Annotated in this window: 14 protein-coding genes; 5 read left to right on the top strand and 9 right to left on the bottom strand. The window is 57.5% G+C overall.

Annotated elements, in window-relative coordinates; translation table 11 throughout:
* Positions 1-137: 137 nt before the first annotated feature.
* The 6 genes from CR159_RS20455 to CR159_RS20430 all read right to left on the bottom strand — a co-directional run bounded on the left by CR159_RS20455 (position 138) and on the right by CR159_RS20430 (position 8488).
* Positions 138-1148 (bottom strand): hypothetical protein, encoded by a 1011-nt coding sequence (locus CR159_RS20455; RefSeq protein ID WP_102075793.1) that lies wholly within the window; start codon positions 1146-1148, stop codon positions 138-140.
* 123 nt (positions 1149-1271) lie between these two features.
* Positions 1272-2474, bottom strand: a complete 1203-nt coding sequence (locus CR159_RS20450) for a hybrid sensor histidine kinase/response regulator (protein WP_102075792.1) — start codon at positions 2472-2474, stop codon at positions 1272-1274.
* Positions 2471-3046 carry a chemotaxis protein CheB gene (locus tag CR159_RS20445; RefSeq protein WP_102075791.1) on the bottom strand — a complete coding sequence of 192 codons (576 nt, stop codon included), beginning with the start codon at positions 3044-3046 and terminating at the stop codon, positions 2471-2473. Before CR159_RS20445 ends, CR159_RS20450 begins: the two co-directional genes overlap by 4 nt.
* Positions 3043-3867, bottom strand: a complete 825-nt coding sequence (locus CR159_RS20440; RefSeq protein ID WP_102075790.1) for a CheR family methyltransferase — start codon at positions 3865-3867, stop codon at positions 3043-3045. The genes CR159_RS20445 and CR159_RS20440 overlap by 4 nt, the downstream gene beginning before the upstream one ends.
* A 4-nt stretch (positions 3868-3871) precedes the next feature.
* Positions 3872-7309 (bottom strand): response regulator, encoded by a 3438-nt coding sequence (locus CR159_RS20435; protein WP_199173380.1) that lies wholly within the window; start codon positions 7307-7309, stop codon positions 3872-3874.
* Between the two features lie 129 nt (positions 7310-7438).
* Positions 7439-8488: an NADP(H)-dependent aldo-keto reductase gene (locus tag CR159_RS20430; RefSeq protein WP_102075797.1), complete on the bottom strand. Its 1050-nt coding sequence runs from the start codon at positions 8486-8488 to the stop codon at positions 7439-7441.
* 301 nt (positions 8489-8789) lie between these two features.
* Here CR159_RS20430 and CR159_RS20425 point away from each other — a divergent pair, with 301 nt between their 5' ends.
* The 3 genes from CR159_RS20425 to CR159_RS20415 all read left to right on the top strand — a co-directional run bounded on the left by CR159_RS20425 (position 8790) and on the right by CR159_RS20415 (position 12953).
* Positions 8790-11045, top strand: a complete 2256-nt coding sequence (locus CR159_RS20425; RefSeq protein ID WP_233208434.1) for a bifunctional diguanylate cyclase/phosphodiesterase — start codon at positions 8790-8792, stop codon at positions 11043-11045.
* Positions 11046-11053: 8 nt separating this feature from the next.
* Complete coding sequence (gene phnD, locus CR159_RS20420) at positions 11054-11923, top strand: phosphate/phosphite/phosphonate ABC transporter substrate-binding protein (RefSeq protein WP_102075788.1); 870 nt, start codon at positions 11054-11056, stop codon at positions 11921-11923.
* 151 nt (positions 11924-12074) lie between these two features.
* Entirely contained in the window at positions 12075-12953 is an 879-nt protein-coding gene (locus CR159_RS20415; protein WP_233208433.1) for a GNAT family N-acetyltransferase, read from the top strand.
* Positions 12954-13106: 153 nt separating this feature from the next.
* On the opposite strand, the gene CR159_RS20410 is transcribed toward CR159_RS20415, so the two are convergent.
* From CR159_RS20410 to CR159_RS20400, 3 genes are all read right to left on the bottom strand, one after another.
* Complete coding sequence (locus CR159_RS20410) at positions 13107-14066, bottom strand: Bug family tripartite tricarboxylate transporter substrate binding protein (RefSeq protein WP_102075787.1); 960 nt, start codon at positions 14064-14066, stop codon at positions 13107-13109.
* A 156-nt stretch (positions 14067-14222) separates the two neighbouring features.
* The gene (locus CR159_RS20405) at positions 14223-14417 is read right to left on the bottom strand and encodes a DUF2783 domain-containing protein (protein WP_102075786.1); all 195 of its coding nucleotides are present in this window, start codon (positions 14415-14417) and stop codon (positions 14223-14225) included.
* Positions 14414-16120 (bottom strand): FAD-dependent monooxygenase, encoded by a 1707-nt coding sequence (locus CR159_RS20400; RefSeq protein ID WP_102075785.1) that lies wholly within the window; start codon positions 16118-16120, stop codon positions 14414-14416. The genes CR159_RS20405 and CR159_RS20400 overlap by 4 nt, the downstream gene beginning before the upstream one ends.
* Positions 16121-16328: 208 nt before the next feature.
* Between CR159_RS20400 and CR159_RS20395 the strand changes: the two genes are divergently transcribed.
* Positions 16329-16754, top strand: a complete 426-nt coding sequence (locus CR159_RS20395) for a MarR family winged helix-turn-helix transcriptional regulator (protein WP_369406272.1) — start codon at positions 16329-16331, stop codon at positions 16752-16754.
* Positions 16755-16879: 125 nt separating this feature from the next.
* A complete protein-coding gene (locus CR159_RS20390; protein ID WP_102075784.1) occupies positions 16880-17317 on the top strand; it encodes a DUF2254 family protein in 438 nt (145 codons plus the stop codon).
* The last annotated feature ends 105 nt before the right edge of the window (positions 17318-17422 follow it).

Genomic DNA, 17422 nt, shown 5'->3' with positions numbered 1-17422 from the left:
TTAGGTGGCATCATTTTCCTGACGATTTGCTCTTTGAGCTCAGGGCTATAGGCGGACATGAAAACACTCCAACCGCCCCCTCATCTATTAGGTTCAAGTGACCGGACATCTATTGTGACAGAGGGGGCCCTCATTGCCTACTTAAACGAAACGTGAAGCTCATAGTGATCTAAGGGCGAGTTGGGGAAGGTGTGGGCCAGCATGATGTCATAGACCTGGTTTCTTGCTTTGAACTCAAGCTCGTATCTATTTTCCGCAAGTCCATCGATGTTGAATCCGGCAGCCACCGATACCAGCTCGATGCGCACCGTCTGGCCGGTTCGTCCGGTAAAACGGTAGCAATCTGCACCATCCGGTTCCAGGGCTCCCGTTATTGTCAACAAGCCAGGCCCGGACTTGACCGGTATGTTCCTGCACGGACCAAATTGTCCGGGAACAAGGTCTGCCGGCAGTGATGAGCCTGCAATGGCGTGGGCACCTGCACGCCGGGCTGTCGTGGACGGTAGGGCGGGCACTTTCTTTGTCGTGCCGGCAGCCGTAGCCGGCGTATTAACGGTCACCACCTTGGGGATGCGTCGATTGCAAGACTTGTCCGCACAGACGCCTGTGAACCAAACCACACCGTTGCCCACTGAAGCGCCCTGATCCCTGACAAACAAATCGGCATAGGATTGTTTCTTCACCGCGGCAACGACGGGAGGTGTGAAGATACTATCGAAATTATCGGTGAAGTCCTTTTCCGTGAACACCTTGATATCGTCGCGCGAGACACGCAAGGGGTAGTCCATCATTTTCGCCAGTGTTCGCTTATCGGATGCGGCGACCGCCTTTTTGAGTCGATTGAGAAAGCTGCGGAATTCGGCAGGGTTGCCGAGCATGTTGTCCGCGATACGGGCATCCACGTTTTGCTCCGATGCGGATCGCGCCTTGGAAACCTTAGGCGAGCTCGGTGACGAAGACGGAGACGAAGAGGGTGCTGAGGGTTTGTAAACCGGCGGGGTCGAATAAGGAGCCGGCGCCGACGGCGTATTCATCGATCGGATGACTTCATTCACGCCCTGCTGCAGGACGCTCCCCCAGTCCAGGGACTGTGCCGCCGAGGCGGCGCTAAATGCGGTTAACGATACGGCTACGGCAATATGTCGCATGATGCTCTCCTTGGCCCCTTATGCCTGCGTAGGCGATCAACGCAGCGTAGGAGGCGGATCAAGGAGGGTCAATCGGACATTAGGCCGGCCTTGGGGGGGAACTGCTTCCTGCAGACGTCTGCTTCAGTTCGGCCCGTCATTCTCCATCAGCGCAACGCCGACGTCGGTGTTCGATGCATCAGCAGCTCCGTCTTCGAGCGGAATCTTGATCACGAACGTACTGCCGCTGCCGGGGCCACCACTTTGGACCGCGATGGAGCCGCCATGCAAGGCGACAAGCTGCTGCACCAGTGCAAGTCCGATGCCCAGTCCTCCCGCCGCGTGGTTCTGATGGTCTGCCACCTGCGTGAAAATTTCGAAGATGCTGGCCTGCATATCGTGGGGGATGCCAATGCCGTTGTCCTTGACTTCGATCTCGACATGATTCGAGGGGCAACGCGCCACAAGCGTAATGGTGCCGCCGGGCGGTGTGTATTTGGCGGCATTGTTCAGGAGGTTTGCGACGACTTGCGCAAGCCGTGTATGGTCCGCCTCCAGCCAGACCGGCTCGTCGGGAAATTGAGCCGTGAACGTGTGTCCCGCAGCGTCAAAGTTCGGTTGACTCGTCTCTATTGCGGATTGCAGAATGCTTTTCAGCTCGATCCGTTGCTTGCGCAGCGAGATCTTGCCCTCGCTGATCCGCGCGATGTCGAGCAGATCATCGATAAGACGGGCAAGATGGAAAACCTGTCGTTCTATCTGTCCACGAATGACTTCGGCGGCGTCCGGGTCCCTGCGTTTCCGCAGAAGTTCAACGCCTACGTTGATGACGGCGAGTGGGTTGCGCAGCTCATGCCCGAGCACAGCCAGGAATTCATCCTTGCGGCGGTCCGCCTCGCGCAATGCCTCCGAGACGGCTTTCAGCTCGTCGCGTTGGCCGGCAATCTGTTTGCGCTGCCGGTACAAGTCGAAGAATACGTTGGCCTTGCTGCGCAGGATGTCGGCTTCGATGGGTTTCTGAATGAAATCAACTGCGCCCGCTTCATAACCGCGAAAGCGGCGCTGCGTGTCTCCCGATCCCGCCGTGACAAAAATGATTGGAATGTGACGAGTACGCTCGCTGCCCCGCATGAACTCCGCCAATGCGAATCCGTCCATTCCCGGCATCTGCACGTCCAGTAAGGCTAACGCAACCTCGTGCTGCAACAGCAGTTCCAGCGCCTCTTCACCCGACTTAGCCTTAAGCATGACCAAGCCGTCGCGCTTGAGCAGCGCTTCCAGCGACAGCAGGTTCTCCTCGAGGTCATCGACCAGTAGAAAATGAACTGGATCGGTCAAACTTGTCATTCTTCGAATTCCTTTATGAGAAAGTTTGCAATCTGGGCGAGCGACATTGCGCGCGCTGACGCACATTCCGCTAGCGCCGTCTGGGGCATTGCGCTTGCATACGCGTTGTCGGGTTCCTGGACCAATGCCGTGCCGCCCGCGGCCGCAATCGCCTTCAAGCCTTTTGCTCCGTCGCTATTGGCGCCGGTAAGTATGATACCGATGAGGGCGGGCCCATAGGCGTCTGCCGCGCTCTCGAATAATACGTCGATCGAGGGACGAGAATACAGCACTTCTTCATCGCTTGATAAGGAAAGCGTCCCTGTCGTTTCAACGAGCAGGTGATAGCCCGGCGGCGCGAAGTAAATGACGCCGCCAAGTGCCGGTTCCTTGTCTTCTGCCTCGCGAACAGCCATCTGGCATTTTTTGTCGAACAAGGGCGCCAGGATGTTGCTGCGATCGGCCGGAACATGCACCACAATAAGTATTGGAAGCGCAAAATTGGCGGGCAGGGCAGGCAGGATTTCCGACAGCGCTTGGATGGCGCCGGCAGAAGCGCCGATGACGACGGCACGGGCAATGGTGCCGCTCATGGCTCGCGCCTTTGATAGAGTTTTTCTTCCCGTACAAACTCTCCGAAACCTTCGGCATGGCACGAGAAACGCAAGCTCTCCTTGGCGCCGAGACCCAGAAACCCTTGCCGTGCGAGGGAATCGCGAAAGAGTCCCAGGGCGCGATCCTGCAGGTCACGATCGAAATAAATCAGCACGTTGCGGCAGGAAATCAGATTCATCTCGCCGAACACGGCGTCGGTGACGAGGCTGTGATCCGAGAATACGACCCGTTTGCGCAAGCTTTTGTCGAAGATGGCGTTACCGTAGGCCGAGCTGTAGTAGTCGGAAAGCGATGATTTGCCGCCGGACATCCGGTGATTCTCCGTGAACGACTTGATACGGTCCAGCGAATAGATTCCGCTTTCAGCCCGATCAAGCGCGTCCGGATTGATGTCGGTGGCATAAAACAGGGTGCGTTCTTCGAGACCTTCTTCCCGGAACAGGATGACGAAAGAGTAAAGCTCCTCTCCTGCACTGCATCCGGCAATCCATAGTTTAAGGGAGGGATAGGTTCGCAGATGCGGTACCACCTTTTCTCGGATCGCACGGAAGTACGAAGGGTCGCGGAACATCTCGCTGACCTGCACGGTCAAGTATCGAAGCAGACGCGGCAGCAAACTTGCGTCGTACAGCAGTCTCTCCTGCATGGACGAAAAATTCGCGAATCCGAGCTCTTCGCGGGCCTGCCGAAGGCGCCGCTTGATCGATGCGCGAGCGTAGCTGCGAAAGTCGTAGTGGTAGCGCTGATGGAGCGCTTCCAGCAGCAGGCGGATTTCAATATCCTCAATAGCGTCTGACATCGGTTTATCTCGGCATCCACACACGCACGAGCGACAACAGCTTGTCTACGTCCAGCGGCTTGGCCATGTAGTCGTTTGCGCCGGCATCGATACAACGCTGCTGGTCATCCGACATGGCCTTGGCAGTCAAGGTGATGATGGGAAGCTTCTTCCATCGGTCGTCCTTGCGAATTTCGCGCGTCGCCGTCAGGCCGTCCATCACCGGCATCATGACGTCCATGAGCACAAGATCGATGGTCTTTCCGCCTTCGCGTACGGATTTGTCGAGCGCGGCGATGGCTTCCCGGCCGTTCCTGGCTATCTCAATGCTTGCTCCACGCGGCTCGAGGATATTGGTGAGCGAGTAGATGTTGCGGACATCGTCTTCGACCACCAGAATGCGCCGTCCTTCCAGAAGGGCGTCCCGACCGCGTGCTTTCTGAATCATTTTCTGGTGCTCTGGGGGCAGCTCGGTCACCACCTGGTGCAGAAACAGCGAGACCTCGTCAAGCAATCGCTCCGGCGAGCGGGCGCCCTTAATGATGATCGAGTCCGAATAACGGCGCAGGCGTTGCTCGTCATCTGCTGACAGATCATGACCGGTATAGACGATGACTGGCGGGAAGGACATGTTGTGGTCCGCGCTCAACTTTTCCAGTAGCGCAAACCCGGACGTATCCGGCAACGTGAGGTCCAGCACCATGCAATCGAAGGTCTCGTCGCGCAAACGCTCCAGACACTCGGCAGCGGTGCCGACGGCCACGGTTTCGACGTCGCCCGACGCGAGCAGCGTCGAGACGGCTTCACGTTGAATGGGATCGTCCTCGACGATAAGCACTCGGCGCACGGCACCGGCCAGCTTTGCGGCGAGCGCCTCAAGGGCTCTTGCGAGTTCCTCTCGCTTGACCGGCTTGACAAGATACCCGATTGCTCCCAGCGACAACGCGGTATGGGCATGGTCGTGTGCGGACACGACGTGTACCGGAATGTGCCGTGTCCTGATGTTCCCTTTTAGCTGATCCAGCACGGCGAGGCCTGATTGGTCGGGCAGGCCTACATCGAGCACGACCGCATGAGGCCTATGCTCGGCCGCCAGGTCGAGGGCTTCCTCGGCCGATGCTGCCACAAGGCATTGGAAGCCCATTTCATGGGCCAGATCCCGGACAATGCTTGAAAAGGCATTGTCATCCTCGACGACGAGCAGCACCAGCGCTACCTGGTTGAGGCTGTCGCGGTCGTCCGCGATCTTCCGAGTTTGCATCTTCGGTTTTGGCGCGGTTTCGGGTTTCGGCGCGATCTGGATGTCCCTGCGTTGGGGCTCAAGTTGCGGGCGTGGAGACACCAAGGCGGGATCATACGACAGCGGAATCGATAAGGTGAATCGACTGCCTTCACCGGGCTTGCTGCTGACGGTGATTCTGCCGCCCAGCAGGCGAGCCAGTTCGCGCGAGATCGACAGGCCAAGTCCTGTGCCACCGTACTTGCGATCGATCGTGCTGTCGGCTTGCTGGAACGCCTCGAAAATTTCACGTAGCTTGTCTTCGACGATGCCAATGCCGGAATCGATGATCGTAAAGGCAATGCGATCCTTGTCATCGCAACTCATGGACAATTCGACGCTGCCGGCTTCGGTGAATTTGAAGGCATTAGACAGCAGGTTCTTCAAGATCTGTTCGAGACGCTGGCGATCGGTGTCGATCACAGGCGGGCAATCGGTTATACCGTGGATGCTGAAGCGCAATCCACGTTCATCGGCGACAGGTTGGAAGAGGTGCCGCATGCTCACGCCCAAACCTTCGAGCGACACTGATCCCGGCTGCACTTGGACGTGTCCGGCCTCGATCTTGGCCAAATCCAGGATGTCGTTTATCAACGTGAGCAAATCGTTGCCCGATGATTGAATCGTATAGGCGTATTTGACTTGCTCTTCGGTAAGATTACCGCCAGGATTGTCGCCGAGAAGTTTGGACAGGATCAGCAGCGAATTAAGTGGCGTCCTGAGTTCATGCGACATATTGGCCAGGAAATCCGACTTGTAGCGGCTCGCTCGTTCGAGCTCGCGTGCCTTCAGGGCCACCGCGGCGTTGGACCGCTCCAGAATGTCCCGCTGGGCTTCCAGCTGCTGCGCTTGTTGCTCCAACTGCGAATTGGTCTGCTCCAGTTCCGCCTGTTGTTGCTCGAGACGGCCCTGTGATTCCTGGAGCGCCCGTCCGCGCTCCTCGAGCTCTTCGTTGGATACCCGTAGCTCTTCGCTTTGCGCCTGAAGTTCCTCTGACTGCCGCTGGGTCTCTTCAAGTAGATTCTGTAGCGAAGTACGAAGTTGGGCCGACCTCAGGGCTGTTCCAATCGACGCCGACGCCTCATCCAGGAAGGCCAGCACTTGCTTGCCTACAGGGTGGAAAAAGCCCAGTTCTATAACTCCGTGGACGATGTCATCCGCAACTGCGGGAGAAATGAGCAAATGGCGGGGCTTGTCTTGCCCGAGTGCAGAGCCAATGGTGAGATAGCCGTCAGGAATATCGCTCAGAATGGTTGATTCGCGATCCGCCGCCACCCGGCCCAACAATCCTTCTTTCAAGGAGAATCGATCCATCACTTTGGCGTCCGGCGGCACGCCGTCGGTGGCGATGCGACGGTATTGACCGTTCTCCTCCACGAACAAGGCGCCGCCCTGAGCACCTAAAAGTTTCACCAGCAAGCTCAGGATGCTTTCGCCTAAAGCGTGGCTTCCCTGGTCGCCGAGCATGGCGGACGCCAGACGAGCCTGTCCTGATTCCAACCACTGCTGTCGTTCCCGCGTCACGGTTTCCCGGCGAATCAGCGCGCCGACAGTCAGCGTCAGCAACACACCTATCAAGCAGGTAAGCACGGTAGTGATCCAGGCCGTCCGGTAGGCCTTGGCCATTTCGTCAATCCAGGATTGACGCAGCCGCGTTTGCTCTTGGCCCATCGAATCCACTAGCGTGCGGATAGCATCCATCGCGGCTTTGCCGCGATCGCTGGCGGCAGCATCGAGTGTCGACGTTGGTCCCTCTACATGACGCCTGTCGATAGCAACCTTTAACTGATTCAGCTTTGTCTCGGCATGCTGGCGAAGCAGCGTAACCCTGACCTGTTGATTCGCATCATTGCTGGTGAGCGCTTCCACTCGGTCCAGCCGCAGGCCGATTTCCGCCAGTGCCGAATTGTAAGGCGCCAGATACTCTTGTTTGCCCGTCAACAGAAATCCACGTTGCCCGGTTTCAGCGTCCTGCAACGTCGAGAATACCTTCTCGAGCGCAAAGATCACCGAATGTGTATCCTGAATCCGTTGAGACTCGTCACGTAAAGCCGTGATGTTCAAGTAGGAGACCGTACCGGTGATGATGAAAAAGAGAATGACGAACGCAAGACCGAAGATCGGCCGTTTGCTTGTCCGGTATGTGGGCGCCGCCGAAGCCTGAGCAGAGGAATCTGATGACATTTGCATCCTGTTGTATTGGGGATATGGGCGAGCTGTCCGCCCGCCGGGCTCATAGCCCGTGAACTCAACGCTCAGCCTGTTACTGTCGCCAAGCATCGCTGGGCGGCCCCGGAATTACTTATACCTAAATCAGGGGGATGGATTCGGATAACGCTGATGGATGGCCTGGATGGCATCCATCACCTCTTTTGATAGTGTCACCTCGACGCTGTCGATGTTTTCTTTCAACTGGCTAATACGGGTCGCGCCGATCAGGTTGCTGGTGACAAAAGGCTGTTGGTTTACAAACGCCAATGCCATGGCCGCGGGCGACAGCCCCTGATCCCGTGCCAACTGCACATATTCTTTTGTAGCGCGTTCGGCCTGCGGCTTCATGTAGCGGTCAAAACGCGTAAATAGCGTCATGCGGGCACCCTCGGGTCGAGCCCCGTTCAGGTACTTGCCTGCCAGCACACCCATCCCTAATGGCGAGTACGCCAGCAGACCCACACCTTCCAGATGACTGAATTCCGACAGACCGTTCTCGTAACTGCGGTTAAGCAGGTTGTAGGGGTTTTGGATGGACACGATGCGGGGCAGGTTCTGCGTTTCGGCAAGCTTCAGGTATTGCGCTACGCCCCAAGGTGTTTCGTTGGATACCCCAATATGGCGTACCTTGCCGGCTTTGATGAAGTCTTGCAGCACCTCCAGGGTTTCCTGGATGGGCACAGTGTGGGCGTCGTTTTTCCAAGGGTAGTTGGGACGACCGAATGTGGTTGTGGTGCGATCTGGCCAGTGCAACTGGTAAAGGTCAAGATAATCGGTTTGCAGACGCTTCAGGCTGGCGTCCAGCGCTTCGGTGATGTTCTTGCGATCCAAGTGCGTCTGGCCGTTACGAATATGGCCCGGGCGTTTGGGATCGGTGGCGGGACCCGAGACCTTGCTGGCCAGCACAATGTCATTGCGCCGGCCTGTTTTGGCCAGCCAGGTACCGATGTATGTTTCGGTGCGGCCTTGCGTCTCGGGTTTGGGGGGCACCGGATACATTTCGGCGGCATCCACCAGGTTCACGCCGTGCGACAAGGCATAATCGATCTGCTCATGGGCCTCGGATTCGGTGTTCTGTTCGCCCCAGGTCATAGTGCCCAGGCCGATCAGACTGACTTCAATGCCAGTGTGGCCAAGTTTTCGGTATTTCAAGATTGGTGCTCCGAATGGATGGTTTCCGGCAAAGCCGGCGGACATGCTGACGATGGACTCGATGTTAGCACCGCTCTTTAGATCGACTTTATCGATATTTGGTCATCATTCGCTTTATTTCACGTCCTGGTTTGCAAAACTTATCTTTTTGTAACGCTCCCGACACGCGTGAAGAGGATAATGCAGAGCTATTTACTGCACGCGGTCGTTATTTCCGCTCGTTCATCCTATGTAGCTTGCTTTATTAAAGAGAAGCGACTGGCGCCTGCTACGGGCCGCCATTGTCGGATTCTCGCTCATCGTGTTGGCTCTTACATGGGGAATTACACTGCAATGGCTGGCGGCGAACAAAGCGATGGCGGTGGATACAGCCCGGATGCAGCAAAACAATCTGTCCGTCATCGTTTCCGAAAACCTCGAACAGCTCTTGGATGGCGCGCGTACCATTGCCTTTACTTCAAAGGAGTGGAGGGAAGGCTCACCCGCGGAAGTGACAAGTCGCCTGACCGCCATGCGCGCGGCGAATCCGGCTTTCCTGCGAATATCGCTCTACGATGTTGAAGCCACGCGTGTCTACAGTTCTTCCCCTGTGCCTGACGATCCGTTTCTGGTAGCGGCCGTAAGCGATGCGCTTCAAGCGGTGTCCGACGTGGATTTCAAGGGCTTGATATGGCCTGCGATGTCCGCTTTGCCGGAAGACGCCTGGCATATGCCGCTGCTATTTCCGGTGGGTAAACCAGGCTCTACGCCGGTGGGTATGCTGATGGTGATGTTCGACCTGGGCTACCTTCTGAAGGTCTATCAACGCATTGAGTTCGGCACGTCCGGGATCATTCATATTCTGACCGGGGACGCGCAAGAAGTGTTGGAGTGGCGACCCGAAGGTCTGGTGTTCAATAGCAGGAAACGATATTTCGTCACGTTCGCGGGCCAGTCTGCGGCAACGGGCTCGCTGATGACGGACCTGTTTCAGGACGGACGCGTCTACCTGTCGAGCTTCAATCGTGCTGAGCGCTATTCTTTCTTGCTCGTCGTCAGCCGAAGTATGCAGGATATCCTGGCGCCTCATCTGAAAGCCAGGTCCCATTCGTTGTCTACGCTGGGCATCCTGACGATCATCATTATTGCAGGTGCCTACTTCATTGCCAGCGGTTTAGGCCGACATGGAAAGCTGTTCGGCGCGCTGGTGGTGTCCAACGATAAGAATCGATCTCTCATTACCCGGCTTGAGGATGAAAAGGGCCGCGCCTTCTTATTGGCTGCACACGATCACCTTACCGGGCTTCCCAACCGACGCACTTTCACTGAACTGGCAATGAGCCATCTGGCCACTGCCAGGCAGCATCGCGGCCATTACGTCCTGATGTATCTGGACCTGGACCGCTTCAAGCTGGTCAACGACACGCTGGGGCACCACGTTGGCGATATCCTGCTGCAGACGGTGGCCATACGCTTGCGAGCATCCCTTCGTGATTCCGATATCGTTGCACGCCTCGGGGGCGATGAATTTGCCATACTCCTGACGGGTCTTGCGTCCGTCGACGACCTGCCGATGATTGCCGACAAGATCATCAGCCAAGTCAGCCAACCTTTCAAAACCCAGGATGGGCAGGAAATCCATGTCAGTCCTAGTATCGGCATTGCTGTCTTTCCACGTGATGGACAGGATTTCGACTCGTTGTGCAAGAACGCTGACGCGGCGATGTACGAGTCCAAGCGCAAGGGACGCAGCACTTACACCTACTATGACACGGGGTTGAATTCTACGAGCGAACGGAGATTCAATCTGGAGCAGCGTCTTCCCAAGGCCATTGCGGAGGACGAACTGGTTCTGCACTTCCAGCCCAAGGTAAACCTGTCCGACTTCAGGATTGTAGGCTTCGAGGCCCTGGTACGCTGGCAGCATCCGGAGCTGGGCTTGGTCTATCCCGATGACTTCATTCCTCTTGCGGAAGAGACCGGTTTGATCGTGGAGTTGGGTGAATGGGTCGCTCGCTCATGTTGCCGCCAGCAAGCGGCTTGGCAGGCGGAAGGACTGGACTGTGTGGCGTTGGCGATCAATATGTCGCCCCTACAGCTGCAGCGCGAGGAGTTGCCCAGCCGCATCGAGAGCCTGCTCACCGAGCACGACGTGCCAGCAGACGTGATCGAGATTGAGATCACCGAAACGGTTCTTCTCAAGTCGCTGGAAGCCACTGTCATGGTGCTTCGAAGGCTGGAAGCCCTGGGTGTGCAGATATCGCTGGACGACTTTGGTAGCGGCTTCTCAAGCCTCAGTTATGTGCGAACCCTGCCTATCCACATCATCAAGATCGATAAGCAATTTATCCGTGATATTCGCAACAGTACCCACGACGGAGTGTTGGTCGCGTCCATCATTTCGCTGGCACACAATCTGGGCATGCAGGTTATCGCAGAAGGTGTCGAAACGCTGGAGCAACTCATCTATTTGAAGACGGCAGGTTGCGATCAGGCTCAAGGCTATTACTTTAGTCGGCCTGTACCGGCGGCCAGCGCCCGCGACTTGTTGCGTAACGGCGTGCTCGCGCCATCCTGAGGAACCACATGAGCAAGATAGCATTTGGGCTTTGTGCCGTATTTCTGTTTGCGGCGACAGCAGGCGCAGCTCAAGAGCAGGTATGCAGCAATCCTGCCACCCTGCGCCTCGCAATTATCCCGCAGATGAAAGATCAGACGGCCGTGGGGCGCTATGACGCGCTCATCGAAACGCTGCAAGATGAGCTGGATCGAAACGTTGTTCTGGTGCCTGCCGGCTCCTATGGCGCTGTGATCGAAGGACTGTTCGATGGCAGCATCGACCTGGCCGAACTGGGGCCTGGCTCGTACGCCCTGGCCAGGGATCGCGGCGCAAACATTACTGCTTTTGCATCGCTGCATAAACAGATCGATGCAAGCGGACCGTCTAACTATCATTCGGTCTTGATCACCCGTAAGGACGCCGGCATTCAGTCGCTTGACGTGTTGCGGGGATCCGCTCTGAGCCTGGTTGATCCTGTCAGCACGTCCGGCGGTATCGTGCCGAGGGTAGCCGTTCGGCGTATGACAGGTATGCACCTGGAAACTTGGTTTGGACGTGTGTCGTTCGCGGGCTCTCACGACTTGGCGATAGACGCCGTACTCAATGGCCGGGTCGCTGCGGCGTTTGTCGCCGACACTCGCGTCAAAGAAGGTGTGTACAACGGGCGCCCGGCAGCGGACGCACTGCATATTATCTGGCGTTCGGATCCGATTCCGGCTGATCCGTTCGTATATCAGGTCGGCCTGTGCGAGCCCGTGAGACAGGCAATTCACCGCGTTTTTTTTGAGCGACAGGACGACCTGCAACCCTTATTCGCTTGGCGCGACAGGCAGGGCTTCGTACCTGTCTCGGACAGTGACTACCAGCTCTTGATGGCGGAGAAGGGCGTGGATTAGATCCTCATCGCGCTCGTATGGTGGAGTCGGCCATCGATGCTGAAGGGACTCAATTGACATGGGGCTTTTGCAATGGCGCGCCGAAGGGTGCGCTGGTGCTATGCTGATGGCTGAGCCATTGGAGCGTGTACAACCGACTACAGGAGACCCGATGCCTCAAGCCACGAAAGAGACCGGCCTCGTTATCCGACCGATGCGCCGCCCCGAACTCGACTTGCTGCTCGATTGGGCCGCTGGCGAAGGTTGGAATCCCGGTTTGCGCGACGCCGACGCGTTCTTCGCCGCGGACCCCGAGGGCTTTCTGATCGCCCTGCGTGGTGACACACCCGTGGCGGCCATCTCCGTCGTCCGCTATGACGATAATTACTCTTTTTTGGGCTTTTACATCGTGCCTCCGGCCTACCGCGGGCGGGGCTATGGCTACCAAATCTGGCAGGCCGCGATGGCGGCCATGGGCCAGCGGACAATCGGGCTGGACGGCGTACCGGAGCAGCAGGAAAACTATCGCCGCTCTGGGTTTCAATTCGCGCACCGGAATATTCGCTACGAGGGCCAGTGGCATCCCGCCCAGTGGCAAAACTCGGTACCCGGGTGGGCGGATATCGTACCGCTGAGTGCCGTGCCCTTCGCGATGATCGCCTCCTATGACCGCGCTTTTTTCCCTACCTCGCGCGATGTTTTTTTGCGCTATTGGATCAAGCAGCCAGGCACTGTCGCCCTAGGGCTGGCCGCAAACGACGGCCTATCGGGCTGCGGGATCATCCGCGCTTGTCGCCATGGCTGGAAAATCGGTCCCCTGTTTGCCGACACGGCGGAAGGAGCGCAAGCGCTTTTCCGGGCGCTCGCGGCAACGGTGACAGACTCAGCCCCCATTTACCTGGACGTGCCGCAGTGCAATCCCGGGGCCATTGCTCTGGTAGAAAACCATGGCATGAAGCCTGTCTTTGAAACAGCGCGCATGTACACGCGCGAGCCGCCCGATCTGTCATGGTTACGGACCTACGGCATAACCACCTTCGAGCTGGGCTGAGACGTCGGAGGACAACGACCAGCAGGGTAAGGAAAACTGTATCCCCGCAGCTTGGCGCTTCCTCAAACAACAACGTGGTTGCGGGGTTTCTTGAGGGCTCGGTAAAGATCAACAACTTTTCGGATCGTGGCGCCCCCGCCATGTCAGCCAGCGTCAGTTGAGCTTGATGCCTGCCTTATCGATCACGTCAGCCCAAAGTGCACGTTCTTTTTCAGCATAGGCTTTGAATTCCTCGGAGGACATGGGCATGAGCTCTACGCCCATGTTGGTGATTCTTTCCACAAGCGCCGGCGTTTGCAGCGCGGCGACTAATTCCATGTTCAGTTTGGCGACCACGTCAGCGGGCATGCCGGCCGGGCCGACCAAGCCTTGCCATGCGTAGGCGGTGAAACCGGAATAGCCCATTTCTATCATTGTCGGCGCATCCGGCACCGCAGCCAGACGGTCCGGGGTGGCCGTAGCCAGGACACGCAGCTTACCGGCCCGAACATTGGGCAGTCCCGATCCGCCATCGATAAACATCATGTCGACCTGGCCGCCAATGAGATCCTGAATGGCCGGAGCGGCGCCCTGGTAGGGCACGTGCAGCAAATCCGCGCCGGTTCGTTGCTTGAAGAGTTCCATCGCCAGGTGATGCGGCGAACCTGCACCGGCCGACGAAACCGACAATGGCTTTTCCTTGGCGGCGGCCAGGACATCTTCAACGCTCTTGAGTGGCGAGTCGTAGCGCACCGCCAGCATCAGCGGGAATCGGGCAAGACCGCCAATATAGGTGAAGGTGGCTGGATCGTAGGTCAGCTTGCTGTATAGGGCCGGGTTGAAGGCAAGGGTTCCCGAGTCGGCCGTACCGACCACATAGCCTTTGGGTTCGGCCCGGGCCACGGTGGTCGCACCAATGCTGGTGCCGGCGCCGGGGCGGTTTTCGATGATGATGGTTTGTTTCAATGATTTTTCGATGACGCCGGCAACGCTGCGTGCCACGACATCGGTACCGCCGCCGGCGGGGTAGGGGACGACCCAACGTATTGGTTGATCGGGCCACGTTTGCGCATGCGCGATCGCGCCCAGTGCGATTGAGGTCGTGACGAGAAGAGTTTTAGCTGTACGTATCATTAGTGTCTCCGAGCTTATTGATGGAATTTAAGGGGTGATAGCCCCAAGGACTGTGCCAATACATTTGCCGAAGCCAACCCGCGCCGCGCCGGGTTTTTGGCACCAGGCATGGATGACGACGGTGTCGTTTATGGTGATTGGATGTCGGCGGCCCTGTTATAGATTTTTCAGCGCGCGAGCGATATGGTCGGCAAACACCGCTGGATCAGCTAACGAGTTGGCGTTCAATAGCGCAAGCTTCACCAGAAAAAGTTCGCTTTTTTCAACGCCTGCCTGGTCGATTGCGGTGGCCAGGGCGTCATAGACCGTTTCCAGGCCGGGAATGCTTAATGCATCATGGATGGCCGTCATTTCACTTCTCCTTGGTTTGGCAATGCGACATTCAGGGCTGCCTGCAGGCGGCTCGCGTCCAGCGTCAGCCAACGAGCGCAAACGTGTTGGTCGGGACGCAGCAGATACGCCGCGCCGTGGGCCTGTACACCATACTGTTCACGGAACCGGCCTTCGGTGTCAGCGAAGGTCTTATCCGCGCCGGTTACTGGCTGCGTCGCGCCAACCACAATGACGCGCAGTGGGACGCCTTTGACGCGCGTGGCGGCGATCACGTTATGCAGCGCCTCGGGAATGGCCGTTAGCGCCGTGAAATAGAGGAGCTCAAAGCCTCCGCCCAGATGGTCCAGCAAATAGTCGTCCGCTCCGAGGCGCACGTTTCGAGGCGGTGCGCCATGGGCGGGGCCGGATGTGAAGAGCGCGTCATCGTCGCCGACGCTATTGAGCATCGAATTCGTGTATTCATGCGGCCGCGATGTACGCCAGTGGTAAAGCGGGCGAACGAATTCCTCGGTAAGGGATAAAGACAGAACAGCATCGCGCAATTGGCGAAAGCCTTTGGTGGGTGGCGCCATGAAGCGTGTGCTCTTGCCCGCCTCGTCGATAATTTCCCGCGCGGCGCCCACCCGCTCTGCGCTATAGTTCCCGAGCAATTTTTTGCAGCCCAGCCCTTTGATGAAGAACGCGAGGTGCCAGCCCAATGACTGAGCATCCTGAAAGCCGGTATTGGCGCCGCGCACCCCGAAAATCGGCAGCATATGGGCGGCGTCGCCGGTAAACAGGACGTTGCCGTGCACGTAGTCGGGCAGGGTAAGGTTGCGTGCCGAATATACCGAGCACCAGTCCATTTCCCAGCTCTTGCCTTCATGCCCTATCATCGCCAACTGCGCATCAATACGCTTTTTGAGCGACTCCGGCTTTAACGCCTCTTCCGATGTTTCCCCTGGGGGCAATTGGTAATCCACGCGCCAAATCCCCAAGGGTTCGCGATGCATCAGAATGGTGTTTCCCGGGTTCCAATCGGGATCGAAATAGGCAAGACGCTCTGTCGGCAGCGGCAGGTCGATGCGAATGTCGGCAATCACGAAGAAAGCCTCGTATGACGCGCCCTCCATCTTCAGGCCCATCGCGCTGCGTATGCCGGAGCGCGCACCGTCGGCGGCAACGGCCCAGTCTGCTTCCAGGGTATAGGGACCTTCGGGCGTATCGATCTCAACGCGTGCATAACCCTGCATTTGCTCTATCGCCGTCACTCGATTGCCCCAGCGAACATCGATAAGCGGATTGTCCATACACGCATCCAGCAAATACTCTTCGACAAACTGCTGCTGAATGTTGATCATCGGGTAGAAACGGTCGTCCGGACTATGCGGCGCCTCCATACGGAATACCTGCTGGCTTCGGTAGTGGGAATTTCCGAAGCGCCATGGCAGACCGTTCTGCGTAATGCGGTCTGCCACGCCGACTTGCTGAAGAATTTCCATGGATCGTCGCGTAAATACGATGGCGCGGCTGCCCTGGGACACTTGCAATTCCGCCTCCAGCAAGACGCACGCTACGCCGTGGCGAGCAAGCTCCAGCGCGGCGACCATGCCAGCTGGGCCTGCTCCGGCAATCACCACCGTTTTGCGACCCTGAAGAGGATGAACCGAAGGCAGCCATGGCTGGTATACCTTATAGTCGTAGTAGATTGACGGCCGTGGTTCGGTAGTGGGTTGGTGCATGTATAGTTCCTGGGATTCTTGATTTAGATCAAATTAAGAAGTTGCAGGCGCAACTATATCGCCACTGTGCAGGCCATTCATATGAGGGTTTACGCGTGTTTTATACTCTGTTGTATGCTCTACAGTCGCCAACCCAGCCATAAGGATGTATACCGGAATGTCATCGCGGTTAGACCCAGTTCCGCTAGATCGGACCCTGACACACCGATTGCACACTTGGTCGAAACTCACCGACCGGATCTCGCAAGCCGCCTATGTTGAGGACGCCGCAATTCCCATGAGCGAGGGGCGATGCCTGGCTGCCATAGGTGCGTTCAGCCCTTTATCCGTGAATGACCTGGCACTGCGGTCGAATCTCGACAAAAGCCAGGCCAGCCGAGCCGTCCAGTCATTGGTAAATCAGGCACTGGTGTTGAAGTCGGCAAGCGTCACCGATCGGCGCGGCGTTGTTCTTACTCTGACCGGGAAGGGCGAAACCGTATGGAGACGGGTCATGAAGGTGATTGCCCGCCGGAACCGCGAGATTACGTCGTGCCTGACCGCTACGGAAATAGAGCAGCTTGAAACTTTGATCGATCGCCTCGTCGCCCAGGCCCAGGCTGTAGTGGCCGGCGCTGGCCATCAGGGTGACTGACAGGCCGCTCGCCAGACCAAACCCACAACTCCCGCCAGCACTGGCGCTCCGGTCAACAAAAAACCCCGACTGATACCAGGCAGGGCCGAAGAAATGGTGGAGTAGTAGGGGGCTGTTACTTTGATATGCAGGCCCGGCTGATTTTGTTCGGTGTCACCATATTGGTGGTCGCGCTAATCGTCATCACATTGCTGCGTTGGATCGAATATTTGTCTCGACTTGGGAGGGTGGCAGAGACGTCGCAACGCGTTGAGGACGTGGCTCGGAACGCTATGAACGACCGCATTGCTGCTCCTTGCCTGGGCGGGCGTCCCTTGCGGGATTCACACAGTTTGCCGCCAGAAGCCTATTCGGTGGAGTCCTCCAGAACGGGATATGTACAGCACCTCGACATAAAGGCTCTGCAAATCTGTGCGGACGAACAGCAAGCCGAAATTTTCGTTGTCGCATTGCCGGGAACGTTTATTCATACAGGCAAATTGATAGCCGCGGTGGTGCCGGGGCTCGATGGACAGCGTGTCGTCGGAAAAGATAGAAGAGGTGGGTATTCCGGCCTATCGTGACCAGTGATTCCGGTCTATCGTGACCGGCTATTCTGGTCCATCGTGACCGCCCATTCCGGTCTATCGTGACCGATTTCCGGGGCCACCGGAATCGGCGGTCACGAT

Origin of the sequence: Pollutimonas subterranea, assembly GCF_002849655.1 — a bacterium.
In the GTDB taxonomy this organism is placed as follows: Bacteria; Pseudomonadota; Gammaproteobacteria; order Burkholderiales; family Burkholderiaceae_B; genus Pollutimonas; species Pollutimonas subterranea.
The sequence above is the reverse complement of the archived record's forward strand: the minus strand, read 5'-3'. Positions and strand labels throughout refer to the sequence as shown.